Raw genomic sequence first — 25,013 nt, forward strand, 5'->3', positions numbered from 1 at the left:
AAAGCGCGCAGATAAAAAAACCGGCCCTGAGGCCGGTTTTGTCACTGAGTACCGAAACTTAATGCGCCGCTTCCGGTTTGTGCTTCTGCGCACTCTGGAAGTCGTAGGTCAGCGCATTTTTCTCTTTATCCAGTTCAACGGTCACCTGTCCGCCGTCAACCAGTGAGCCAAACAGCAGCTCGTTGGCCAGCGGTTTTTTCAGGTTGTCCTGAATCACCCGCGCCATCGGACGCGCGCCCATGGCCCGGTCGTAGCCTTTCTCGGCCAGCCAATCGCGGGCTTCCTGGCTGACTTCCAAAGAGACGCCTTTCTGATCCAGCTGAACCTGCAGCTCGACGATAAATTTATCCACCACCTGATGGATAACCGTCGTAGACAGATGATCGAACCAGATAATGTTGTCGAGACGGTTACGGAACTCCGGCGTAAAGATCTTTTTGATCTCATCCATTGCATCCGGACTGTTGTCCTGATGGATGAGGCCAATGGATTTACGCTCGGTTTCGCGCACCCCGGCGTTGGTGGTCATCACCAGCACCACGTTGCGGAAATCCGCTTTGCGGCCGTTGTTGTCGGTCAGCGTCCCGTTATCCATCACCTGCAGCAGCAGGTTAAAGACATCCGGATGCGCTTTTTCAATTTCATCCAGCAGCAGCACCGCGTGCGGATGCTTAATAACCGCATCGGTCAGCAGCCCGCCCTGATCGAAACCGACGTAGCCCGGAGGCGCACCGATTAAGCGGCTGACGGTATGACGTTCCATATATTCGGACATATCAAAACGCAGCAGCTCAATGCCCAGCGACTTCGCCAGCTGTACGGTAACCTCGGTTTTACCGACCCCGGTAGGCCCAGCGAACAGGAAAGAGCCGACGGGTTTGTGCTCATGGCCAAGCCCGGCGCGCGCCATCTTGATCGCTTCGGTTAAGGCCTCAATCGCCTTATCCTGGCCGAAGACCAGCATTTTCAGGCGATCGCCGAGGTTTTTCAGCGTATCGCGATCGCTGCGGGAAACGCTCTTCTCAGGTATACGCGCAATCCGCGCCACCACGGACTCAATATCCGCCACGTTAACCGTTTTCTTACGTTTGCTCACCGGCATCAAGCGCGCACGCGCCCCGGCTTCATCAATCACGTCAATCGCCTTATCCGGCAGATGACGATCGTTAATGTACTTCACCGCCAGCTCTACCGCCGCACGTACCGCTTTCGCGGTGTAACGGACGTCGTGGTGCGCTTCATACTTCGGCTTCAGGCCGTTAATAATCTGCACCGTCTCTTCCACGGAAGGTTCGGTGATATCAATTTTCTGGAAACGCCGCGCCAGGGCACGATCTTTTTCAAAGATGTTGCTGAACTCCTGATAGGTCGTCGAGCCAATGACCCGAATCTTACCGCTGGAAAGCAGCGGTTTAATCAGGTTAGCGGCATCGACCTGCCCGCCGGAAGCCGCCCCCGCACCGATAATGGTGTGGATCTCATCGATGAACAGAATACTGTTGGTGTCCTGCTCCAGCTGCTTAAGCAGCGCTTTAAAGCGTTTTTCAAAGTCGCCGCGGTATTTGGTACCTGCCAGCAGCGAGCCAATATCCAGTGAATAGATAGTGCAATCGGCCATCACTTCCGGCACGTCGCCCTGCACGATACGCCAGGCAAGACCTTCAGCAATAGCGGTTTTACCAACGCCGGATTCCCCCACCAGCAGCGGGTTGTTCTTGCGGCGGCGGCACAGAACCTGAATAGCACGTTCCAGCTCTTTCTCGCGGCCGATCAGCGGATCGATACCGCCTACGCGGGCAAGCTGGTTGAGGTTGGTGGTGAAGTTTTCCATACGATCCTCCCCGCCTGCTTGCTCTTCGCTGCTGCCAGGCTGACTTCCGCTGTTATCGGAAGACTGGCTCGGCTCGTCTTTACGCGTACCGTGAGAGATGAAATTCACCACATCAAGTCGGCTGACTTCATGTTTACGCAGCAGGTATGCCGCCTGAGATTCCTGTTCGCTAAAAATCGCGACCAGAACGTTGGCGCCGGTCACTTCGCTGCGGCCGGAAGACTGGACGTGGAAAACAGCACGTTGCAGCACGCGCTGGAAGCTCAGCGTCGGCTGAGTGTCGCGCTCTTCTTCCGTTGCAGGCAGTACGGGTGTGGTCTGTTCGATGAAGGCTTCAAGCTCCTGACGCAGCGCGACCAGGTCCACTGAACACGCTTCAAGCGCTTCGCGGGCCGAAGGGTTGCTAAGCAGCGCCAGCAACAAGTGCTCGACGGTCATGAACTCATGACGGTGCTCGCGCGCTCTGGCGAAAGCCATGTTTAAACTGAGTTCCAGTTCTTGATTGAGCATAGGCACCTCCCCCAAGTTTATTGCCTGCATTCAGGCTTTTTCTAGCGTACACAACAACGGATGTTCGTTCTCCCTCGCATACTGGTTCACCATCGATACTTTGGTTTCTGCGACTTCTGCGGTAAACACCCCGCAAATCGCTTTACCTTGATAGTGAACCGTCAGCATCAGTTGCGTTGCACGTTCAACATCATAAGAAAAGAATTTTTGTAACACGTCAATAACAAACTCCATTGGAGTGTAGTCATCATTGACTAATATCACTTTATACATAGATGGCGGTTTAAGCGCATCTTTAACTTCGTCCTCAATTAGCTGATCGAAGTCCAACCAGTCTCTCTTACTCATCGTCAGTGTTCATCATCGGTTGCTGTTGCCAACAGGCGGTGGCCTGTCGATGACCAGAGGCTATGCACATCACAAATCTACAATAGATCATAGATAATTATCATCTATTACTTCCATCCGCGACGTCTGTCACATTCCCCGGCAATAGCGTTAACTGCTTCAAATTTTGACGCATTTTTCACCGTCCCCTGGCGTCAATCGCTTGACGCATTTCCTGATTTCTCTAAATTGTAGTGGCGAGAGTTGGCGAGCAAATGAACAACTCGTCACTCCACTACCGGTTCATTCCATCTTACTTATAAGATTTACGAAGGATGTCGAAGTATGGAAATGGGTACTGTTAAGTGGTTCAACAATGCCAAAGGGTTCGGTTTTATCTGCCCTGAGGGCGGCGGCGAAGACATTTTCGCCCATTACTCGACCATCCAGATGGATGGTTACAGAACGCTAAAAGCCGGACAAGCGGTTCGGTTTGATGTTCACCAGGGGCCAAAAGGTAACCACGCCAGCGTGATTGTCCCTGTTGAAGCTGAAGAAACAGAAACAGCCGCATAACTCTTTTGCTTCATTGTGTACATCCCGCCAGCAAAATGCCAGTCCTTCTGACTGGCATTTTTTTATCGCTACTCGCGCGCCAGGGCGTCGACGGGGTCCAGACGAGCCGCATTGCGCGCCGGTAGCCAGCCAAACAGCACCCCGGTCAGCGTGGAGCATAAAAACGCGGTCAATAGCGCCAACGGTGAAAAACCGATCTCCCAGCCGGGTAAAAACAGCTGTAATACAAAGGCAATCAGCAGCGAAAGCGTGACGCCCAGCGCCCCGCCAACCAGGCAAACCAGCACCGCCTCGATCAAAAACTGCTGTAAGACATCGCTGGCCCGCGCCCCGACCGCCATACGGATACCGATCTCCCGCGTGCGTTCGGTGACTGAGACCAGCATAATATTCATCACGCCAATACCGCCGACCACCAGCGCAATCACCGCCACCAGCGTCAGAAACAGCTGTAATGTATGTGTGGTCCGTTCCGCCGTTTTCAAGATGCTGTCCATATTCCAGGTGAAAACATCTTTCTTACCGTGACGCAGTTCCAGTAGACGCAACAGCTGCTGCTCGGCAACCGCGCTGTCGTAGCCTTCATTGACGCGCACGGTGATGGAATTCAGCCACGACTGCCCCATCACCCGGCCAGCCATCGTGGTATAGGGCAACCAGACGCGCAGAATTTTGCTGCTGCCGAACATTGACTGTTTTTCATCCGCCACGCCGATCACCGTCGCGGGCATATTGCCGACCAGAATCACTTCGCCGACGACCCGCGCTTTATGCGGAAATAGCTGTCGGCGCGCGTTGCTGTCGAGCACCACCACCTGCGCGCGGCTATTTAGCTGAAGCTCGTTAAAGGTATTGCCTTCGCTAAAGGTCATGCCGTAGACGTTAAAGTACTGCGCCCCCACGCCCTCGGCGCTGGCGGCAACGTCGATGTTATTCGCCCGCAGGCGCAGGCTTTTTGATACCGCAGGGGTCGCCGAGCTCACCCACGGCTGTTTCTGAATAGCTAACAGGTCATCGTACTTGAGCGATTGCTGATAGCGGGGATCGTCATCGCCGAAATCCTTGCCGGGATATACATCAATGGTATTGGTGCCGATGGCGCGGATATCGGCCAGCACCATCTGCTTCGCGGCATCGCCCACCACCACAATCGACACCACAGATGCGATGCCGATAATAATGCCGAGCATCGTCAGCAGCGTACGCATTTTATTCGCCGCCATCGCGCGCCAGGCCATGATCAGCGCTTCGCGAAAGCCGCTGCTGAACTGACGCCACGCCGACGGTTCGGCCGCCGTGCGCTGGCGCAGTACGCCGCCTTGCGCCGGACTCAGCGCGGGCGGATTACGCACGATTTCACCGTCGTGGATCTCAATCACCCGCTCCGCCTGGGCCGCCACCTGCGGGTCATGGGTGACGATAATCACCGTATGCCCCTGCGCTTTTAGCTGGTGAAGGATCCCCATGACCTCTTCGCCGGAGCGGCTGTCCAGCGCACCGGTTGGCTCATCCGCCAGAATCACTTCCCCGCCGTTCATCAGGGCACGGGCGATACTCACCCGCTGCTGCTGGCCGCCGGAGAGCTGCGAAGGCTGATATTCAGCTCTGTCGCCCAGCCCCAGCCGAACCAGCAGCTCATGGGCCCGAGCCAGGCGCGCTTTGCGCTCAGCGCCGGCATAAACCGCAGGAACTTCCACGTTCTGCGCCGCGGTGAGATGCGATAACAGGTGATAGCGCTGGAAAATAAAACCGAAATGTTCCCGCCGCAGGCGCGCCAGCTCGTCGCCGTTGAGGCGAGCCACGTCCGTTCCCGCGACCCGGTAGGTACCGCCGGTCGGTTTGTCCAGACAGCCGAGAATATTCATCAGCGTGGATTTCCCGGAGCCGGACGCGCCGACGATTGCCACCATCTCACCGGCTGCAATGTTCAACGTAATGCCTTTCAGCACCTCAACGTTGCCATCGCCGGAGGGGTAGCCGCGGCGAATATCACGCAGTTCCAGTAACGCCGTCATTTCGCCGCTCCGGCCGCACCTTCGCCGATAATGACTTCATCCCCCTCGTCCAGCCCTTTCACCACCGCCACATCGGTGTCGTTACGCGCGCCGATAACAATTTCACGCTCTTTAACTTCACCGGTACGCAGCAGACGCACGTGATAGCGGTTATCGCCGATGGCCTCACCCAGCGCGCTCAGCGGGATGGTGATAACATTTTTCACTTCTGAGAGCTGAATATGCACCTGGGCGGTCATCTCCAGGCGCAGGATGCCCTGCGGGTTCGGCACTTCAAAACGGGCGTAGTAGAAAATAGCGTCGTTGACCTTTTCGGGCGTCGGGAGAATATCCTTCAGCGTTCCTTCATAGCGCGTCAGCGGATCGCCCAGTACGGTAAACCAGGCCTTTTGCCCTGGCTTAAGATGAATGACGTCCGCTTCCGAGACCTGCGCCTTCACCAGCATGGTGCTGAGATCGGCCAGGGTCAAAATATTCGGCGCCTGCTGGGCGGCAATCACCGTCTGCCCCTGCAGGGTGGTGATTTGCGTCACTTCTCCGGACATCGGCGCCAGAATTTTGGTGTAGTCGAGGTTGGTTTTGGCCGTATCCAGGGTCGCCTGATTGCGTTTGACCTGGGCTTCAATCGTGCCGATTTGCGCCTCTTTGACCGCTAAGTCGGTCGCGGCGGTATCGAGGTCCTGGCGAGAGACCAGCTGCCGCTGCGCCAGCTGCTGCTGACGAGCCAGCGTCGCCGCAGATAGCTTACGTTCCGCGCGCGCCTGGTTCAGCTGCGCCCGTAGCTCCATCAACGTCGCTTCGACTTCCTTTATCTGGTTTTCCGCCTGCTCCGGGTCGATAACCCCCAGCAGCTGGTCTTTTTTCACTTTGTCGCCAATCTCGACGCGCAGCGTTTTTAGCTGCCCGCTCACCTGCGCCCCGACGTCCACTTTTTTCAACGCATCGAGCTTACCGGTCGCCAGCACGCTCTGCTGAAGGTCGCCTTTACGCACCACCAGCGTCTGATACTGCGGCAGCGGCGCATTCAGAATTCGCCATCCCCAGACGGCGAGGGCCAGCACGACAATCGCCAGCAGCCACCAAACTTTCCTGCGCTTTCCATTTAATTTCATAACAATTCCTGATGTTTTAACCCGCAGAACCCGCGACAATTCTATCTAAATGCGGCAATAGAATAACGCGCATTTTTAGATGCGCTTCATTTTTGTTTAACTGAAGTTGAGGGTATGCAGATGAAGACCTGCCGGGATGGATAGCCCGGCAGAAAGAGAGAAACAGCGGCCAGCGCTAATCCGCGCGTCCGCGCGCCAGCCATAGCACGCGAGAGAACATTTTTTTCAACAGCGTCGGAATGGCGTCAACCCCGCGCCGTCCGGCCTCCATCGCCACTTCAATCGCCAGGTCGGGCTTAGACGAGCGATGAATCGCTTTGGTGATCACCCGCCGCATATTCATGGGTATATTCATCGGCAGCTGCGCGACCCGGTGATAAACATCGTCGAAGCCCTGACGGTACATAAAATGCTCCATATCCATCGCCGGTAGCGCGGTGAGATGGTCTCGCTCCAGCATTTTATCGTCATTCAACAAACTGCGAACGGTGGCGGCGTATTTCTTCCCGGCTTCATCGCCATCCACCAGCACATGCCACTCAATACCCATTCGCCGGGCGAATTTAATCAGCGGCTTCAAACCCGACTGGGCAAACTCAATGACCTTCACCCCTTCCGCATCAAAGTGATGGCCGCACTGGCGGGCCAGCTCGTTGATAACCCAGGTTTCCGTCTCCCCCTCCACCAGCAGCCAGCAGCGGGCAAACAGCGATGAAGCGCGGTTAAAGCGAATATGAAACGCGATGCGTCGGCTGTCTTCCGCATTCATCCCGCCGGGCCCCAGCCGCCAGGCCGACACTCGTGAAGATTCACGCACCAGCCGACAGACGTGCTCGACGGGCGTTAATGACAGCAGCTCGCCGGAGTTCGTTGTCGTCACCCGCTGCAGCGGCAGTAAATTGAGCAAATGCCAGGCCACCGACAGCATAATGGGATGCAGACGGGTTTCCGGATCCTCAATCAGCAATAGCGGCCGCGCATCGCGATCGAGCCTTACCGTGCCTTTCGCCTGCAGCAGAGTAGAAAACAGCCCCAATAAAATCACCCGATGGCTGCGCCCGCCGGGCTTGTCGATCATCCTGTTGATAATATCCAGGTAGCGCCAGCTGCGCTGTTCATCATGTGAATGACGGCGCATCAGACGATGGCGCGACTGCGCGCTGCTCTGCTCGGCAAAATAGTGCTCCAACAACTGCACCATAGCCGACAGCCCCTGGCGGATCTGCCCATCGGTTAAATTTTGCGGATGATGTACCAGTTCGCGAGAGAGGAAATCAAGCTGGCGAGCGGTAATTTCGATCTGCGGCGAGTGCGGAACGGTGCCGTTGTGGATCCGTCGCATAAAGCGGGCGTCGCGTAGCCGCAGAACCGGCATCAGCCGTACCAGGTGACGGGCGAGTTCATCAATATCGTCAAGCTCCAGCGCTTTCCCTTCACCATCAATAAAGCTGCGCAGGGTCATCACGCTGTCGTCATCGGCAAGCTCCCCCTCCAGGCGATAGAAAACGCGCTGATAGCCATCGTCGCAGGGAACCCAGCAGCTGCTGAGAGGACGATAGCGTCGAACCCGATGGCGACCGGGTTCATTTTCACGGAAGGTCAGGATGATATGCAGATGATGCTCGCGCCCCTGAATATCGCCGGGCGGAAACCAAAAATCTTCCCGAACAAAATGATAGAGGTCGAACTCCGGCGACAGGAGCAGCGTCAGGGCATCCAGCAGGCTGGATTTACCCCAGGCATTTTCGCCAATCAGCACGTTATTTTGTTCCAGCATCAACGATAATCGGTTAATGCCGCGAAAACCGACTATTTCTACGCGCTCAAGATGCATATGCCCTCCGCTCAGTGGCGACTATCTCCTTCAGTTATCAGCAGTATAGCGAGGTGAGCATCAACATGACACTCCGGGCGTCTGCGAATCGCTCATGGCTGCAGGGGGGAATGTGATGCGCCGTACTTCACTTAATTGAGAAACGCATTCATCATTGAAAGTCGTTTTTTTAACCGTTTTTGTTCTACACTTTTAAAAAATCCGACATGAAAAGGAATCCCAGCGCATTGTTCTAAATCAAATTACATCAATTTATTTAACTGGTCCCAAGGTGGCGATCGTCCCTAGAATAGCGTCGCTTTATTCTGGTCGTCATTCTTTGTGGCGAAAATAAAGGCCGGCACGAAAACTCGTGCGCGTTTACGTTTTTATTGAGGTGGTTATGTTTAGAAAATTAGCAGCAGAATGCTTTGGTACATTCTGGCTGGTATTTGGTGGTTGCGGCAGCGCCGTTCTGGCTGCGGCATTCCCTGAGCTGGGAATTGGTTTTGCCGGCGTCGCGCTGGCTTTCGGTTTAACCGTATTAACCATGGCTTATGCCGTCGGTCATATTTCCGGCGGACACTTTAACCCGGCGGTAACTTTAGGTTTATGGGCCGGCGGTCGTTTCCCGGCCAGGGACGTGATTGGTTATATTATCGCCCAGGTTGTCGGCGGTATTATCGCCGCCGCTATTCTGTACGTTGTCGCCAGCGGTAAAGCGGGCTTTGACGCCGCCGCTAGCGGATTCGCATCGAACGGCTATGGCGAACATTCTCCCGGCGGTTTCTCCATGCTCTCCGCTATTGTGATTGAGATCGTCCTGACCTGCGGCTTCCTGCTGGTCATTCACGGCGCCACGGATAAAAACGCACCTGCCGGCTTCGCTCCTATCGCTATTGGCCTGGCGCTAACGCTTATCCACCTGATCAGCATTCCGGTCACCAACACGTCGGTAAACCCGGCGCGCAGCACCGCGGTAGCGATATTTCAGGGCGGCTGGGCGCTGCAGCAGCTGTGGCTATTCTGGGTGATGCCGATTATCGGCGGCATTCTCGGCGGCGTGCTCTACCGCACCCTGCTGGAAAAACGCAGCTAAACTTCCCCCACTTTTCTTGAGGCCCGGTGCTGCCGGGCCTTTCTTTTTTTCCACCACTTTACTCAGTCCGGCTATTTGGGTAGTGTCAGGGGCGCTATTTTCATTCTGCAAGGACCAGGTCGTTCATGTTTTCGGGACTTTTAATCATTCTGCTGCCGTTGGTTATAGGCTATCTTATTCCTCTTCATCGGCCATCAGCCCTTAAACTCATCGCGCGACTTCTGAGCTGGATTGTCTACGTTATTCTCTTTTTTATGGGTATTAGCCTGGCCTTCCTGGATAATCTGGCCAGCAACCTCCTGGCGATCCTTCATTATGCGGCGGTCAGCGTCGTTATTATTCTGCTATGCAATATTGCCGCCCTGATGTGGCTCGAGCAAAAAATGCCCTGGCAAAATCATCATCGTCAGGAAAAATTACCCTCCCGTCTGGCAATGGCTCTGGAATCCCTTCAGCTATGCGGCGTGGTATTTATTGGTTTTATGATTGGTCTGAGCGGCATATCCTTTTTACAACACGCCACCGAGGCCAGCGAATATACCCTGATCTTCCTTTTGTTCCTCATCGGTATTCAACTGCGCAATAATGGCATGACGCTGCGGCAGATCGTACTGAATCGCCGCGGAATGATTGTCGCGGTGGTGGTCATGGTCAGTTCACTGCTGGGCGGTATCATCAACGCCTTTATTCTCGACCTGCCGCTAAAAACCGGGCTGGCCATGGCTTCCGGGTTTGGCTGGTATTCGCTCTCCGGGATCCTGCTGACCGAATCCTATGGCCCGGTAATTGGCAGCGCCGCCTTCTTTAACGATCTTGCCCGCGAGCTGCTGGCGATAATGCTTATCCCCGGACTGGTGCGCCGCAGCCGTTCCACCGCGCTGGGCCTTTGCGGCGCGACATCAATGGACTTTACGCTGCCGGTACTGCAACGCTCTGGCGGGGTGGAGATTGTGCCGGCGGCCATCGTTCATGGCTTCATTCTCAGTCTGCTGGTGCCCATATTGATGGCTTTCTTCTCCGCTTAATACCTCTCTGGCGGTAGTCTTCTGCCGCCAATTTTGCGCTAAATCAATCTCCCCGTAAGTTGTATCAGAAATACCTTTTCTCTTCTCGCGCTCGGGCATAATCTTAAACATGTATATTAAATATAACTTTAAAAAAGGTGTGACCATGTTTTGTGTGCAATGTGAACAAACCATCCGTACCCCGGCAGGGAACGGCTGCTCTTACGCGCAGGGTATGTGCGGGAAAACGGCCGAAACGTCCGATCTGCAGGATCTGCTGATTGCCTCTCTGCAGGGACTCTCCGCCTGGGCGCTTAAAGCCCGTGAATACGGCATCATCGACCACGACATCGATAGCTTTGCGCCGCGCGCTTTTTTCTCCACGCTGACCAACGTTAACTTCGATTCCCCGCGTATCGTTGGCTATGCGCGCGAGGCCATCACCCTGCGTGAAGCGCTGAAAGCCCAGTGCCTGAACATTGATGCCCACGCGACGGTTAACAACCCGATGGCCGATCTGCAGCTGGCGAGCGACGATCTGGGCGACCTGCAGCGCCAGGCGGCGGAATTCACCCCGAACAAAGACAAAGCGGCCATCGGCGAGAACATTCTCGGCCTGCGCCTGCTGTGCCTGTACGGCCTGAAAGGCGCTGCGGCTTATATGGAACACGCGCACGTTCTGGGTCAGTACGACAACGACATCTACGCCCAGTACCATAAAATCATGGCGTGGCTCGGTACCTGGCCTGCCGATATGAACGCGCTGCTGGAGTGCTCGATGGAAATCGGCCAGATGAACTTCAAAGTGATGAGCATTCTGGACGCTGGCGAGACCACCAAATATGGTCACCCCACCCCGACTCAGGTCAACGTCAAAGCGACCGAAGGCAAATGCATTCTGATTTCCGGCCATGACCTGAAAGATCTGTACAACCTGCTGGAGCAAACCGAAGGTACCGGGGTTAACGTCTACACCCACGGTGAAATGCTGCCAGCGCACGGTTACCCGGAACTGCGTAAATTCAAGCATCTGATTGGTAACTACGGCAGCGGCTGGCAAAACCAGCAGGTCGAGTTTGCCCGCTTCCCTGGCCCGATTGTGATGACCTCTAACTGCATCATCGACCCAACCGTCGGTGCCTATGACGACCGTATCTGGACCCGCAGCATCGTCGGCTGGCCAGGCGTCAATCATCTGGAAGGCGAAGATTTCGCCCCGGTTATCGCCCAGGCGCAGCAGATGGCGGGCTTCCCGTACAGCGAGATCCCGCACCTGATCACCGTTGGCTTCGGTCGTCAGACCCTGCTGGGCGCGGCTGATACGCTGATCGACCTGGTGAGCCGTGAAAAACTGCGCCATATCTTCCTGGTGGGCGGCTGCGACGGGGCGCGCGGCGAACGTAACTACTTCACCGATTTCGCCACCAGCGTACCGGACGACTGCCTGATCCTGACCCTGGCCTGCGGTAAATACCGTTTCAACAAACTCGAATTCGGCGATATCGAAGGTCTGCCGCGTCTGGTCGATGCCGGTCAGTGTAACGACGCTTACTCTGCCATCATCCTGGCGGTCACCCTGGCTGAGAAACTGGGTTGTGGCGTGAACGACCTGCCGCTGTCTCTGGTGCTCTCCTGGTTTGAACAGAAAGCGATTGTTATTCTGCTGACCCTGCTGTCGCTGGGCGTGAAAAATATCGTCACCGGCCCGACGGCGCCGGGCTTCTTCACGCCGGACCTGCTGGCCGTTCTCAACGAGAAATTCGGTCTGCGTTCCGTGACCACCGTTGAAGAAGACATGAAGCAGCTGCTGAGCGCGTAAGGAGTAAAGAATGACAATGCCAACTCATCAGTGCCCATGGCGGATGCAGGTTCATCACATCCATCAGGAAACGCCGGATGTATGGACAATTTCGTTGCTGTGCCACGACTATTATCCGTACCGTGCCGGGCAGTATGCACTGGTCAGCGTACGTAATTCAGCGGAGACGCTGCGTGCTTACACCATTTCATCGACGCCGGGAGTAAGCGAGTACATCACGCTGACCATCCGTCGGATTGACGATGGCGCAGGCTCACAGTGGCTGACCCGCGACGTGAAGCGCGGCGACTATATCTGGCTGTCCGATGCCATGGGTGAATTTACCTGTGAAGATAAGGCTGAAGATAAGTTCCTGATGCTGGCTGCTGGCTGCGGCGTTACGCCAATCATGTCAATGCGTCGCTGGTTGGCAAAGTACCGCCCGCAGGCCGATGTGCAGGTGATCTTTAACGTTCGTTCACCGCAAGATGTTATTTTTGCCGACGAATGGCGCGAATATCCGGTGACCTTAGTCGCTGAAAACAATGCCACCCACGGTTTTGTTTCTGGCCGACTGACGACCGATCTGCTGAAAAGCGTACCGGATCTGACCTCTCGTACCGTGATGACCTGCGGCCCGGCGCCGTATATGGATTGGGTTGAGCAGGAGGTGAAAGCGCTGGGCGCGACGCGTTTCTTTAAAGAGCAGTTCTTTACGCCGGTAGCCGAAGCCGCTACCAGCGGCCTGAAGTTCACCAAACTGCAGCCGGCGAAAGCGTTCTACGCGCCGGTCGGCACCACGCTGCTCGAAGCGCTGGAAAGCAATAAGGTGCCGGTTACCGTCGCCTGTCGCGCAGGCGTCTGCGGCTGCTGCAAAACCAAAGTGGTTTCCGGAGAATATACCGTCAGCAGTACCATGACGTTAACCGATGCGGAAATCGCTGAAGGCTACGTGCTGGCCTGCTCCTGCCACCCGCAGGGTGATTTGGTACTGGCTTAACCCTCAGCTGCCGGATGGCGCAACGCCGTCCGGCAATGTTTACCGCCAGGCCGAATTGCCGCCGATGGCATAGCGCCCTGCCCCGAGGAAGGCAATCGCCAGCGCGCCAACAAAGAAATAGACCAGGCTCTCAATCGCCCACGCGCCTACCGCATCCAGCGCAAAGGTTTTGCCCGTCCCCACCATCAGCCAGGCCACGACCATCGTAAACGCCAGCACCAGCGCCGCCGGACGCGTAAGCACTCCCAGAATCAGCAGGCAAGGCGCTACCACCTCGCCCACTAAAACCCCATAAGCGATAAACCCCGGCAATCCTTTTGCTACCAGCATATTGCTGATTCCCCCTACGCCATCAAATAGCTTATGCAACCCGTGAAACAGCATCAGCCCGCCAACGGCAAGTCGTAACAAGAGTTTGCCGAAATCGTCATGGGATAGCAGTTTATTAACAGCATTTAACAGCGATTTAACCATTTGAAATGATTCCTGTTTACCACTTTATGTGAGCTCAGATTATGCGAAGTTTTCGCTGAAAAAAACCAGCGGAAAATGAGAGGTGAAAGCGAGCGTAACTGGCAGTTTCATCTAAGCTTGTAAGCGTTATCACAAAAAGGAGATGGAGAACCATGAAACAGACCGTGGCGGCATACATTGCCAAAACTCTTGAACAGGCTGGCGTTAAACGTATTTGGGGCGTAACCGGGGATTCGCTCAACGGCTTAAGCGACAGCCTGAACCGTATGGGGACCATCGACTGGATGCCCACGCGCCATGAAGAAGTGGCCGCCTTCGCCGCCGGGGCGGAAGCGCAGCTTACCGGCGAACTGGCGGTCTGCGCAGGCTCCTGCGGGCCGGGCAACCTGCATCTGATTAACGGCCTTTTCGACTGCCACCGCAATCACGTTCCGGTTCTGGCCATCGCCGCCCATATTCCTTCCAGCGAAATCGGCAGCGGCTATTTTCAGGAAACGCATCCGCAGGAGCTGTTCCGGGAATGCAGTCACTACTGTGAACTGGTCTCAACCCCGGAACAGATCCCGCAGGTGCTGGCCATCGCCATGCGCAAAGCAGTGATTAACCGCGGCGTCTCGGTAGTGGTGCTTCCCGGCGACGTTGCGCTGAAAGCCGCGCCGGAAAGCGCCAGCAGCCACTGGTACCACGCGCCGCTGCCGCAGGTGACGCCGGCGGAAGAAGAGCTGAAAAAGCTGGCCCAGCTGCTGCGCTATTCAAGCAACATCGCCCTGATGTGCGGCAGCGGCTGCGCCGGGGCGCATAAAGAGCTGGTAGACTTCGCCGCGAAGCTCAAAGCGCCTATCGTTCACGCGCTGCGCGGCAAAGAGCACGTAGAATACGACAACCCTTATGATGTGGGGATGACCGGGCTGATTGGCTTCTCCTCCGGCTTCCACACCATGATGAACGCTGACACCCTGGTGCTGCTCGGCACCCAGTTCCCCTATCGCGCCTTCTACCCGACGGACGCGAAAATCATTCAGATTGATATCAATCCCGGCAGTATTGGCGCCCACAGTAAAGTGGATATGGCGCTGGTCGGCGATATTAAATCGACCCTCAGCGCGCTGATGCCGCATCTTGAGGAGAAAACCGACCGTAAGTTCCTCGATAAAGCGCTGGAACACTATCGCGACGCGCGCAAGGGGCTTGATGACCTGGCGAAGCCCAGCGACAAAACAATTCATCCGCAGTATCTGGCGCAGCGCATCAGCCACTATGCCGACGACGATGCCATCTTTACCTGCGACGTGGGTACGCCGACCGTCTGGGCCGCGCGCTATTTGCAGATGAACGGCAAGCGTCGCCTGCTCGGATCGTTCAACCATGGGTCAATGGCTAACGCCATGCCGCAGGCCATCGGTGCGAAGGCCACCGCCCCTGACCGTCAGGTTGTGGCAATGTGCGGCGACGGCGGCTTCAGCATGCTGATGGGGGATTTTCTCTCGCTGGCGCAGATGAAGCTGCCGGTGAAGATCGTTATCTTCAATAACAGCGTACTGGGCTTCGTGGCGATGGAGATGAAGGCCGGGGGCTATCTGACAGACGGCACTGAACTTCACGCCACCAACTTTGCCCGCATCGCCGAAGCGTGCGGCATCAAGGGCATACGTGTTGAAAGCGCGTCAGAGGTTGATGAAGCGCTGCAAACCGCTTTCGCTACCGATGGCCCGGTCCTGGTGGATGTGGTCGTCGCCAGTGAAGAGCTGGCGATGCCGCCGCAAATTAAACTGGAGCAGGCCAAAGGTTTCAGCCTTTATATGCTGCGCGCGATTATCAGCGGCCGCGGCGACGAAGTTATCGAACTGGCGAAAACTAACTGGCTAAGGTAAAAATATCCTTTTCAATTCATACGCAAAATTATTCGTGTTGCCTCAAGGCGGCAAGGCCGAAAATCCCCGGGCGCAGAGATAACTCTGTGACCGGGGTTTGAGGGTGCAGCCCACGCCGGGGCAGCGCGAAGGATGAAGTGTATAAGGATATGACATGATAGATTTACGCAGCGATACCGTTACCCGTCCGGGCCGCGCCATGCTGGAAGCCATGATGGCCGCCCCGGTCGGGGATGACGTGTATGGCGATGACCCGACCGTTAACGAACTCCAGCGCTTTGCCGCCGACCTGGCGGGCAAAGAGGCCGCTATCTTCCTGCCTAGCGGCACCCAGGCCAACCTGGTCGCCCTGCTCAGCCACTGCCAGCGCGGCGAAGAGTATATCGTCGGCCAGGGCGCGCATAACTATCTCTACGAAGCCGGCGGCGCGGCGGTGCTTGGCAGCATCCAGCCGCAGCCAATCGATGCCGCAGCGGACGGTTCCCTGCCGCTGGATAAAGTCGCGGCCAAAATCAAACCGGACGATATCCATTTCGCCCCTACCCGGCTGCTGTCGCTGGAAAACACCCATAACGGCAAAGTGCTGCCGCGTGAATATCTCAAAGAAGCCTGGGAGTTTACGCGCCAGCGCGGCCTGGGACTGCACGTTGACGGGGCGCGTATTTTTAACGCCGTCGTGGAATACGGCTGCGCGCTGCGCGAGATCGCCCGCTACTGCGACTCCTTCACCATCTGCCTGTCTAAAGGACTCGGCGCGCCGGTAGGCTCGCTGCTGGTGGGGAGCGAAGAGTACATTCACCGCGCTATCCGCTGGCGGAAAATGGTCGGCGGCGGGATGCGTCAGGCCGGTATTCTGGCGGCCGCGGGCCTGTATGCCCTGCAGAACAACGTCGCGCGCTTAAAAGAGGATCACGACAACGCCGCGTGGATGGCGGAGCAGCTGCGCGCCGCCGGCGCCGAGGTGACGCGTCATGATACCAATATGCTGTTTGTTCGCGTCGGTGAAGCGCGCGCCGCCGCGCTGGGCGAGTATCTGCGCGAACGCGGGGTGCTGATCAACGCCTCGCCCATCGTGCGCCTGGTGACGCATATTGACGTTAACCGCCAGCAGCTCACCGAGGTGGTTAGCCACTGGCAGGCATTTTTAAACCGTTAAGGAGTCCGGCGTGTCGCAGCGAATTCTGGTGCTTGGCGCCAGCGGTTATATCGGCCAGCATCTGGTGAAAAGGCTCAGCGAGCAGGGCTTCACCGTGCTGGCGGCGGCACGCCAGATCGACAGGCTTAAAAAACAGCAGCTCCCCGGCGTCGAGTGCTATTCGCTCGATTTAAACCAGCCGGACGCGCTACCCGCCCTGCTGGCGCAGGCTGATACCGTTTACTATCTGGTGCACGGGATGGGCGAAGGCGGCGACTTTATCCGCCACGAACGGCGGGTCGCCCTCAACGTTCGCGACGCGCTGCGCAAGTCGCCGGTGAACGAAGTCATCTTTCTCAGTTCCTTACAGGTGGAGAAGCAGGAGCAATCCGATCATCTGCGCGCCCGCCAGATCACCGGCGATCTGCTGCGCGAATCAGGCGTTCCGGTAGCGGAAGTTCGCGCCGGCATTATCGTCGGCGCCGGTTCCGCCGCCTTCGAAGTGATGCGCGATATGGTCTACAACCTGCCGGTGCTGACGCCGCCGCGCTGGGTGCGCTCGCGCACCACGCCGATTGCGCTGGAAAATTTACTCTACTATCTGCTGCAGCTGCTAAACCATCCGGCCCGCGAGCATCGGGTGTTTGAAGCCGCCGGACCGGAAATTTTGAGCTATCAGCAGCAGTTCATCCGCTTTATGGCGGTCAGCGGCAAACGCCGCCCGCTGATCCCCATCCCTTTCCCGACCCGCTGGATTTCGGTGTGGTTTCTCAACGTCATTACCTCAGTGCCGCCAACCACGGCCAAAGCGCTGATCCAGGGGCTAAAGCACGATCTGATTGCCGACGATCGGGCCCTGCGGGCCTTAATTCCTCAACCGCTTATCGCGTTTGATGAAGCGGTGCGCCTTACGCTTAAAGAAGAGGAGCAGCTGGTGAACTCCAGCGACTGGGGCTACGATGCGCAGGCCTTCGCCCGCTGGCGGCCCGAGTACGGCTACTATCCGAAACAGGCAGGCTGTACCGTTAACACTTCCGCCAGCCTTGCTGCGCTGTGGAAGGTAGTCAACCAAATTGGCGGCAAAGAGGGCTATTTCTTCGGCAACGCTCTGTGGAAAACACGCGGGGTGATGGATCTGCTGGTCGGTCACCGGCTGGCAAAAGGTCGCCCGGAAAATGAATATCTGCAGACCGGCGATGCGGTGGACAGCTGGAAGGTGATTATCGTCGAGCCGGAAAAGCAGTTGACGCTGTTATTCGGCATGAAAGCGCCCGGCCTTGGCCGCCTGAGCTTTACCCTGCGCGATAAAGGCGATCATCGCGAACTGGACGTGCGCGCCTGGTGGCACCCGCACGGTATGCCGGGGCTTTTCTACTGGCTGCTGATGATCCCGGCGCATCTGTTTATTTTTCGCGGTATGGCGCGACGCATCGCCCACCTGGCGGAGCAAATCACCATCAAATAGAGTATAGGTGCAGAATTCTTTCATGATTCTCATTGCATCGTAGTCAGAATCACGGAAAAATGCGCACGAAATTCTTTTGTTAAACAGTGGATCGATATGAAGGTACTGGTTACCGGTGCGACCAGCGGATTGGGCCGCAACGCGGTGGAATATCTGCGTAACAGGGGCATTAGCGTCAGAGCGACCGGGCGCAACGAAGCGATGGGCAAGCTTCTGAGCAAAATGGGCGCAGAGTTCGTCCCTGCGGACTTAACCGAGCTGGTCTCTTCGCAGGCCAAAGTGATGCTCGCCGGTATCGATACCCTGTGGCACTGTTCCAGCTTTACCTCGCCGTGGGGCACCCAGCAGGCCTTCGATTTAGCTAACGTGCGCGCGACCCGGCGTCTCGGCGAGTGGGCGGTTGCCTGGGGCGTGCGCAACTTCGTGCATATCTCTTCGCCGTCGCTCTATTTTGATTATCACCATCATCGCGATGTTGCGGAGGATTTCCGCCCGCAGCGTTTCGCCAACGAATTCGCCCGCAGCAAGGCGGCAAGCGAAGATGTGATCAATCTGCTGGCGCAGGCCAACCCAAATACCCGTTTTACAATCCTGCGTCCGCAAAGCCTGTTTGGCCCGCATGATAAAGTGTTTATCCCGCGCCTGGCGCAGATGATGCAGCACTACGGCAGCGTCCTGTTGCCGCGCGGCGGCAGCGCGCTGGTGGATATGACCTACTATGAAAACGCGGTACACGCGATGTGGCTCGCCAGCCAGCCGCAGAGTGACCTTCTGCCCTCGGCCCGCGCGTACAACATTACTAACGGCGAACCGCAAACCCTGCACAGCATTGTGCAGAAACTCATAGACGAGCTGGGGATTAAGTGCCGCATCCGTTCGGTTCCCTATCCCATGCTGGATATCATCGCCCGCAGCATGGAGCGCTTTGGCAATAAGTCAGCGAAAGAGCCCGCATTTACCCACTACGGCGTCTCTAAGCTGAACTTTGATTTTACTCTTGATATCTCCCGCGCCCAGCAGGAGCTAGGCTATCAGCCGGTCATCACGATGGATGAAGGGATTCTCCGCACCGCCGCGTGGTTGAAGGACCACGGCAAGCTGTACTATTAACCACGCCCGTACTTTTCCAGCAGCGCTTCGGCTATCGCCAGGGTTTGCGCATCGGCAACCCCGTCCCAGCGCGCGGGACGGAAGTGCATCTGGAAAGCCATAATGACCCGCTTCTGCTGCGCTGGCGTCATTTCCGGCGTCACCTGATAGCCGTAGCGCGCCAGGACGTCCAGCAGCGCTGCGGCGTCTACCGGCTCGTATGACGGACGGCCCTGCAGATAAAATGCCACGCGCCGGGCATCAGGCCATGCGCCAATCCCCTGCTCGGCCAGCCTGCGCCACGGGAACAGCGGCCCCGGATCGTCTTTACGCTGCGGCGCGATATCCGCATGGGCGACCACGTTCTGCGGCGCGATGTGGTAGCGGGCGATAATATCTTTCGCCAGCGGGATCAGGGCGTCAATCTGCGCCGGATTAAACGGCGTAAAGCTTTTCACCCCCGCCGTTTTTTGCCAGCCGCGGTTCTCCAGCTCGATGCCAATCGAAGTGTCGTTAATGCGCGTGCTGCCGCGCCAGAAGCTGACGCCCGCATGCCAGGCAAGTTCCTCTTCCGGCACCAGCTGCCAGATCCGCGGTTTACCTCCGTGCAGCGGCGGTTTCTCCGGGATCAGGTAGTGAGAGCTCACCTGGTTATCCGTCAGCGTCGCCAGCGAAACGTCGAAATCATCGGCGGTGTAGTGAATCACCAGCACTTTGATGCGCGGATAAGCCGCCTGCGCCGGATGGCGCGTATCCAGCTGATAGCCATCGCGATCGATAATACCTTTTTCGCTGGCGCAGCCCGCCAGCAGCAGCGCCAGCAGTACGCCTGCCCGGCAAGCTCTCATCGGCGGGTCTTCACCGCGGTGCCGCTAACGCTGACCATCAGCATGCTGCTATCTTTACCTACGGTTTCGTAGTCAATATCAATGCCGACCACCGCATTGGCGCCCAGCGCCTTCGCCTGCTCGCTCAGCTCTTCAAACGCAATTTCACGGGCCTTACGCAGCTCCTTTTCATAGGCGCCGGAACGACCGCCGACGATATCGCGGATGCTGGCGAAAAAATCGCGGAATACGTTGGCGCCGAGAATCGCTTCCCCCGTGACGACGCCGCAGTATTCAATGATGGGCTGACCTTCGAGGGTCGGAGTGGTGGAAAATTGCATGATGAAACTCCTTCTTTAGCGTTCAATGCGTTAGCTCTAAGGGTCAAGCACAATCCCTATCTGATACACTATGCTTGAAAAGATATTCTAACGTAGTGAGCTCATAAGGAAATCATCATGCGCTACAAAGTTCTTGCATTAGTCCTCCCCTGCGCGCTGGCGCTCAGCGCCTGTACTACCGTCACGCCTGCGTACAAAGATAACGGCACCCGCAGCGGCCCCTGCATCGAAGGCGGCCCGGATGACGTAGCGCAGAAGTTTTATGACTATCAGGTACAGCACCGCAACAGCGATTTAACCGCGCTGCGCCCATACCTGAGCGACGGTCTGGCAAAACTGCTGAACGACGCGCGTCAGGACCCGTCTAACAACGCCCTGCTGCAGTCAAATCTTTTCTCCAGTAGCACAACGCCAGCCGACAGCGCCGATGTCGCCAGCGCCTCCACCATCCCTAATCGCGACGCGCGCAATATTCCCCTGCGCGTGGAGCTGAAACAGGGCACCCAAAGCTGGAAAGACGAAGTGCTGATGATTCAGGAAGGCCAGTGCTGGGCCGTGGATGACGTGCGCTACCTCGGCAACAACGCCCATGCGCCGGCGGGCACCCTGCGTCAGAGTCTGGAAAAACGCTAATCCAGGCGTTGGGCCGCTCAGGCCGAATGAAATAACCCCGGTAAAATGTCGGCATTTCCGCTGGTAATGCCGACATTGACTTATCCCACCTTCACGAAGCCATATTTTGTGCTAACTTTAAATGTAAACATGGTTTACATTTAACTTTTAACGCATAAATATTGCATAACTATTCTGCCAAAGGTACTATTTGCGGCCTCAATTGCTATATGTATCAGACTGCCCAGATGAGCATAAAATTAAACGGCATTAATTGCTTCTACGGCGCACACCAGGCGCTGTTCGACATCACGCTGGATTGCCCGCAGGGGGAAACGCTGGTGCTGCTCGGCCCAAGCGGTGCCGGTAAAAGCTCGCTGCTGCGCGTCCTTAATCTGCTGGAGATGCCGCGTTCCGGTACGCTGCATATCGCCGGAAATCATTTCGACTTTACCAAAGCGCCTTCTGACAAAGCCATTCGCGAGCTGCGCCAGAACGTGGGTATGGTGTTCCAACAGTACAATCTGTGGCCGCATCTGACCGTGCAGCAAAATCTGATTGAAGCTCCCTGCCGCGTGCTCGGTTTGAGCAAAGATCAGGCTCTCGCCCGCGCTGAAAAGCTGCTCGAACGTCTGCGCCTGAAACCCTATAGCGATCGCTACCCGCTGCATCTTTCCGGCGGCCAGCAGCAGCGCGTCGCTATTGCCCGCGCCCTGATGATGGAACCGCAGGTTCTGCTGTTCGATGAACCCACGGCGGCGCTCGATCCAGAAATCACCGCCCAGATCGTCAGTATTATCCGCGAACTGGCTGAAACCGGTATTACGCAGGTTATCGTCACCCACGAAGTGGAAGTGGCGCGCAAAACAGCCAGCCGCGTGGTCTATATGGAAAATGGCCATATCGTTGAACAAGGTGATGCCGGCTGCTTCGCGCATCCGCAGACCGACGCGTTTAAAAACTATCTTTCACATTGATGTTTTCGGGGAAATGACGATGAAAAAAGTACTGATTGCCGCTCTTCTTGCGGGCATGAGCCTCTCCGCTACCGCAGCCCAGACCATTCGTTTCGCCACCGAGGCCTCCTACCCTCCGTTTGAATCGATCGATGCCAATAACAAAATTGTCGGCTTTGATGTCGATCTGGCGAACGCGCTGTGTAAAGAGATTGATGCCACCTGCACCTTTACCAACCAGGCTTTCGACAGCCTGATTCCCAGCCTGAAGTTCCGCCGTTTCGACGCGGTCATGGCCGGGATGGACATCACCCCTGAGCGTGAAAAACAGGTGCTGTTCACCACCCCGTACTATGAAAACTCCGCGCTGTTCGTCGGCCAGCAGGGTAAATTCACCAGCATTGACGCCCTGAAAGGCAAGAAAGTCGGCGTGCAGAACGGCACCACTCACCAGAAATTCATCACCGACAAACACCCGGAAATCACGACCGTTCCTTACGACAGCTACCAGAATGCGAAGCTGGACCTGCAGAACGGCCGTATTGATGCCGTATTCGGCGATACCGCCGTGGTGACCGAATGGCTGAAGAGCAATCCGAAGCTGGCCGCGGTGGGCGACAAGGTGACCGATAAAGACTACTTCGGCACCGGTCTCGGCATTGCGCTGCGCCAGGGCAATACCGAACTGCAGCAGAAATTTAACGCTGCGCTGGAAAAAGTGAAAAGCGATGGGACTTACCAGTCTATCTATAACAAATGGTTCCAGAAGTAACGCTGAATGAACGAATTTTTTCCATTAGCAAGCGCCGCCGGGATGACCGTCGGCCTTGCCGTTTGCGCCCTGATCATCGGCCTGGTGCTGGCGATGCTGTTTGCCGTCCTCGAGTCGGTAAAGCTGCGTCCGGTCGCCTGGCTCGCAACCGGCATTGTCACCCTTTTGCGCGGACTACCGGAAATTCTGGTGGTTCTGTTTATCTATTTTGGTTCCTCACAGCTTCTGCTGACCCTTTCTGACGGTTTTACGATCAATCTCGGCATTGTGCAGATCCCGGTACAGATGCAGATTGAAAACTTCGACGTCAGTCCGTTCCTCTGCGGGGCTATCGCGCTTTCTCTGCTGTATGCCGCTTACGCATCGCAGACCCTGCGCGGGGCGCTTAAAGCCGTTCCGCAGGGGCAATGGGAATCCGGTCAGGCGCTGGGATTATCGAAAGCCGCTATTTTCTTTCGCTTAGTGATGCCGCAAATGTGGCGCCACGCGCTGCCTGGACTCGGCAACCAGTGGCTGGTGCTGCTGAAGGATACCGCGCTGGTGAGCCTGATCAGCGTCAACGATCTGATGCTGCAAACTAAAAGCATCGCCACCCGAACCCAGGAGCCGTTTAACTGGTATATCATCGCGGCGGCAATCTATCTGGTCATCACCCTGTTGAGTCAGTACATTCTGAAACGTATTGACCAGCGTGCGACGCGCTTCGAACGGAGACCAGGCTGATGCTTGATTACTTACCCGAACTGCTAAAAGGGCTGCATACCAGCCTGACGCTGACCGCAGCCTCTATCGTCGTAGCGCTGATTCTGTCGCTGATCTTCACCATCATTCTGACGCTAAAAACGCCGGGGCTGGTGTGGATCGTGCGCGGCTATATCACGCTGTTTACCGGCACGCCGCTGCTGGTGCAGATCTTCCTGATTTACTACGGCCCGGGACAGTTCCCGTCGCTGCAGGAGTATCCGGTACTCTGGCATCTGATTTCCGAGCCCTGGCTCTGCGCGCTGATCGCCCTTTCTCTCAACAGCGCCGCTTATACCACGCAGCTGTTTTATGGCGCCATTCGCGCCATCCCGGATGGCCAGTGGCAATCCTGCGGCGCGCTGGGAATGAGTAAGAAAGATACGCTGGCGATCCTGCTGCCGTACGCCTTTAAACGCGCCCTCTCCTCCTACTCCAACGAAGTGGTGCTGGTGTTCAAGAGTACGTCTCTGGCCTACACCATTACCCTGATGGAAGTGATGGGTCACAGCCAGCTGCTCTATGGGCGTACCTATGATGTGATGGTGTTCGGCGCCGCCGGCATTGTCTATCTGGTGGTCAATGGCCTGCTGACGCTGCTGATGCGCCTGGTGGAACATAAAGCGCTGGCCTTTGAGCGACGCAATTAAAAACGCATAAAAAGCCAAATCAAGACGGATAAGCTCACTGAATTATCCGTCTTTTTTTATTCTAATTAAAATAAATATCCATTATTATTGAATATAAATTCATTTAGTGGCATTGTTACTCCCAGCCGCAGACACGGCACAACATCATAAGATTGACCGACGGGAGTTCCACAATGAAAAAGTTAGTTCTGGCCGCACTGCTTAGCACTTTCGCCTTTGGCGCCGCTGCCGCAGAAAAAATCAGCTTTGGCGTTTCTGCAACTTACCCACCGTTTGAATCGATGGACGCCAATAACCAGATCGCCGGTTTCGACATCGATCTGGCAAACGCGCTGTGTAAGCAGATGCAGGCTGAGTGTACGTTTACCAACCATGCCTTCGACAGCCTGATCCCGGCGCTCAAATTCAAGAAATATGATGCGGTCATCTCCGGCATGGACATTACCCCGGAGCGCAGCAAGCAGGTGGCATTTACCGACCCGTACTACGCTAACTCCGCGCTGGTTATCTCGAAGAAAGATGCCTTCCACTCTTTCGCCGATCTGAAAGGTAAGCGTATCGGGATGGAAAACGGCACCACGCACCAGAAATACCTGCAGGATAAACATCCGGAAGTGAAAACCGTGGCTTACGATAGCTACCAGAATGCGTTTATCGACCTGAAAAATGGCCGTATTGATGGGGTGTTTGGCGATACCGCCGTGGTCAACGAGTGGCTAAAAACCAACCCGCAGCTGGGCGCGGCAACGCCGAAAGTCACCGACGCGCAGTACTTCGGTACCGGCCTCGGCATTGCGGTACGCCCGGATAACAAAGCGCTGCTGGAAAAACTGAACGCCGCGCTGAAGGCGATTAAAGCCGACGGCACCTACGAGAAAATCAGCAAGCAGTGGTTCCCGGAGTAAGCATTTCCCGGAGGCGGCGCTTGACGCGCCTGTCCGGGCTACCGGCCCGCAGACAGCCGTGGCCCCGTAGCCCGGGCAAGCGCAGCGCGG

The 25,013-nt window shown here is 56.5% G+C and carries 23 protein-coding genes; 15 read left to right on the forward strand and 8 right to left on the reverse strand.

Annotated features, from left to right (window positions below; translation table 11 throughout):
- Positions 1 to 58 precede the first annotated feature (58 nt).
- Entirely contained in the window at positions 59 to 2,341 is a 2,283-nt protein-coding gene (gene clpA, locus ABLU87_RS20935; protein WP_004849425.1) for an ATP-dependent Clp protease ATP-binding subunit ClpA, read from the reverse strand.
- Positions 2,342 to 2,371: 30 nt separating this feature from the next.
- Positions 2,372 to 2,689, reverse strand: a complete 318-nt coding sequence (gene clpS / locus ABLU87_RS20940) for an ATP-dependent Clp protease adapter ClpS (protein ID WP_004100628.1) — start codon at positions 2,687 to 2,689, stop codon at positions 2,372 to 2,374.
- Positions 2,690 to 3,013: 324 nt separating this feature from the next.
- On the opposite strand from clpS, the gene cspD reads away from it, so the two are divergent.
- On the forward strand, positions 3,014 to 3,244 hold the full coding sequence (gene cspD, locus ABLU87_RS20945; RefSeq protein ID WP_004100627.1) for a cold shock-like protein CspD: 231 nt from the start codon (positions 3,014 to 3,016) through the stop codon (positions 3,242 to 3,244).
- A gap of 68 nt (positions 3,245 to 3,312) precedes the next feature.
- Here the strand turns inward: cspD and macB are convergent, their stop codons facing one another.
- The 3 genes from macB to ABLU87_RS20960 all read right to left on the reverse strand — a co-directional run bounded on the left by macB (position 3,313) and on the right by ABLU87_RS20960 (position 8,205).
- Positions 3,313 to 5,259: a macrolide ABC transporter ATP-binding protein/permease MacB gene (macB, locus tag ABLU87_RS20950; protein WP_064404652.1), complete on the reverse strand. Its 1,947-nt coding sequence runs from the start codon at positions 5,257 to 5,259 to the stop codon at positions 3,313 to 3,315.
- Entirely contained in the window at positions 5,256 to 6,371 is a 1,116-nt protein-coding gene (macA, locus tag ABLU87_RS20955) for a macrolide transporter subunit MacA (RefSeq protein WP_014228619.1), read from the reverse strand. Before macA ends, macB begins: the two co-directional genes overlap by 4 nt.
- A 175-nt stretch (positions 6,372 to 6,546) precedes the next feature.
- Positions 6,547 to 8,205, reverse strand: coding sequence for an ATP-dependent endonuclease (locus ABLU87_RS20960; RefSeq protein WP_032748892.1), 1,659 nt, complete (start codon positions 8,203 to 8,205; stop codon positions 6,547 to 6,549).
- Between the two features lie 382 nt (positions 8,206 to 8,587).
- Here ABLU87_RS20960 and aqpZ point away from each other — a divergent pair, with 382 nt between their 5' ends.
- The 4 genes from aqpZ to hcr all read left to right on the forward strand — a co-directional run bounded on the left by aqpZ (position 8,588) and on the right by hcr (position 13,085).
- Complete coding sequence (gene aqpZ / locus ABLU87_RS20965) at positions 8,588 to 9,283, forward strand: aquaporin Z (protein ID WP_004849414.1); 696 nt, start codon at positions 8,588 to 8,590, stop codon at positions 9,281 to 9,283.
- Positions 9,284 to 9,408: 125 nt separating this feature from the next.
- The gene (locus tag ABLU87_RS20970) at positions 9,409 to 10,308 is read left to right on the forward strand and encodes a lysine exporter LysO family protein (protein WP_014837946.1); all 900 of its coding nucleotides are present in this window, start codon (positions 9,409 to 9,411) and stop codon (positions 10,306 to 10,308) included.
- 145 nt (positions 10,309 to 10,453) lie between these two features.
- Positions 10,454 to 12,106: a hydroxylamine reductase gene (hcp, locus tag ABLU87_RS20975; RefSeq protein ID WP_025108293.1), complete on the forward strand. Its 1,653-nt coding sequence runs from the start codon at positions 10,454 to 10,456 to the stop codon at positions 12,104 to 12,106.
- Positions 12,107 to 12,116: 10 nt separating this feature from the next.
- Complete coding sequence (hcr, locus tag ABLU87_RS20980; protein ID WP_014228614.1) at positions 12,117 to 13,085, forward strand: NADH oxidoreductase; 969 nt, start codon at positions 12,117 to 12,119, stop codon at positions 13,083 to 13,085.
- Positions 13,086 to 13,124: 39 nt separating this feature from the next.
- On the opposite strand, the gene ABLU87_RS20985 is transcribed toward hcr, so the two are convergent.
- Entirely contained in the window at positions 13,125 to 13,559 is a 435-nt protein-coding gene (locus tag ABLU87_RS20985; RefSeq protein ID WP_014228613.1) for a DoxX family protein, read from the reverse strand.
- A 152-nt stretch (positions 13,560 to 13,711) separates the two neighbouring features.
- Here ABLU87_RS20985 and poxB point away from each other — a divergent pair, with 152 nt between their 5' ends.
- From poxB to ABLU87_RS21005, 4 genes are all read left to right on the forward strand, one after another.
- Positions 13,712 to 15,430, forward strand: coding sequence for a ubiquinone-dependent pyruvate dehydrogenase (poxB, locus tag ABLU87_RS20990; RefSeq protein WP_025108290.1), 1,719 nt, complete (start codon positions 13,712 to 13,714; stop codon positions 15,428 to 15,430).
- A gap of 154 nt (positions 15,431 to 15,584) precedes the next feature.
- Positions 15,585 to 16,586, forward strand: coding sequence for a low-specificity L-threonine aldolase (gene ltaE / locus ABLU87_RS20995; protein WP_025108289.1), 1,002 nt, complete (start codon positions 15,585 to 15,587; stop codon positions 16,584 to 16,586).
- A 10-nt stretch (positions 16,587 to 16,596) separates the two neighbouring features.
- On the forward strand, positions 16,597 to 18,030 hold the full coding sequence (locus ABLU87_RS21000; RefSeq protein ID WP_025108288.1) for a DUF2867 domain-containing protein: 1,434 nt from the start codon (positions 16,597 to 16,599) through the stop codon (positions 18,028 to 18,030).
- Between the two features lie 96 nt (positions 18,031 to 18,126).
- Positions 18,127 to 19,140, forward strand: coding sequence for an NAD(P)-dependent oxidoreductase (locus ABLU87_RS21005; RefSeq protein ID WP_122117665.1), 1,014 nt, complete (start codon positions 18,127 to 18,129; stop codon positions 19,138 to 19,140).
- Here the strand turns inward: ABLU87_RS21005 and ABLU87_RS21010 are convergent.
- Positions 19,137 to 19,967: an N-acetylmuramoyl-L-alanine amidase gene (locus ABLU87_RS21010; protein WP_014837943.1), complete on the reverse strand. Its 831-nt coding sequence runs from the start codon at positions 19,965 to 19,967 to the stop codon at positions 19,137 to 19,139. The two genes, ABLU87_RS21005 and ABLU87_RS21010, sit on opposite strands and share 4 nt — an antisense overlap.
- On the reverse strand, positions 19,964 to 20,287 hold the full coding sequence (locus ABLU87_RS21015; protein ID WP_004100606.1) for a heavy metal-binding domain-containing protein: 324 nt from the start codon (positions 20,285 to 20,287) through the stop codon (positions 19,964 to 19,966). Before ABLU87_RS21015 ends, ABLU87_RS21010 begins: the two co-directional genes overlap by 4 nt.
- Positions 20,288 to 20,404: 117 nt before the next feature.
- Between ABLU87_RS21015 and ABLU87_RS21020 the strand changes: the two genes are divergently transcribed.
- The 6 genes from ABLU87_RS21020 to artJ all read left to right on the forward strand — a co-directional run bounded on the left by ABLU87_RS21020 (position 20,405) and on the right by artJ (position 24,923).
- A complete protein-coding gene (locus tag ABLU87_RS21020; protein WP_004849391.1) occupies positions 20,405 to 20,920 on the forward strand; it encodes a lipoprotein in 516 nt (171 codons plus the stop codon).
- Positions 20,921 to 21,147: 227 nt separating this feature from the next.
- A complete protein-coding gene (gene artP / locus ABLU87_RS21025) occupies positions 21,148 to 21,876 on the forward strand; it encodes an arginine ABC transporter ATP-binding protein ArtP (protein WP_004111834.1) in 729 nt (242 codons plus the stop codon).
- A 19-nt stretch (positions 21,877 to 21,895) separates the two neighbouring features.
- Positions 21,896 to 22,627, forward strand: coding sequence for an arginine ABC transporter substrate-binding protein ArtI (gene artI / locus ABLU87_RS21030; RefSeq protein WP_004130868.1), 732 nt, complete (start codon positions 21,896 to 21,898; stop codon positions 22,625 to 22,627).
- A 6-nt stretch (positions 22,628 to 22,633) separates the two neighbouring features.
- Positions 22,634 to 23,350 (forward strand): arginine ABC transporter permease ArtQ, encoded by a 717-nt coding sequence (gene artQ, locus ABLU87_RS21035; RefSeq protein WP_004100599.1) that lies wholly within the window; start codon positions 22,634 to 22,636, stop codon positions 23,348 to 23,350.
- Positions 23,350 to 24,018, forward strand: coding sequence for an arginine ABC transporter permease ArtM (artM, locus tag ABLU87_RS21040; protein ID WP_014228606.1), 669 nt, complete (start codon positions 23,350 to 23,352; stop codon positions 24,016 to 24,018). Before artQ ends, artM begins: the two co-directional genes overlap by 1 nt.
- A gap of 173 nt (positions 24,019 to 24,191) precedes the next feature.
- Positions 24,192 to 24,923, forward strand: coding sequence for an arginine ABC transporter substrate-binding protein ArtJ (gene artJ / locus ABLU87_RS21045; RefSeq protein ID WP_014228605.1), 732 nt, complete (start codon positions 24,192 to 24,194; stop codon positions 24,921 to 24,923).
- The last annotated feature ends 90 nt before the right edge of the window (positions 24,924 to 25,013 follow it).

Source organism: Klebsiella sp. CB_Kp196, assembly GCF_040061575.1.
Classification (GTDB): Bacteria; Pseudomonadota; Gammaproteobacteria; order Enterobacterales; family Enterobacteriaceae; genus Klebsiella; species Klebsiella michiganensis.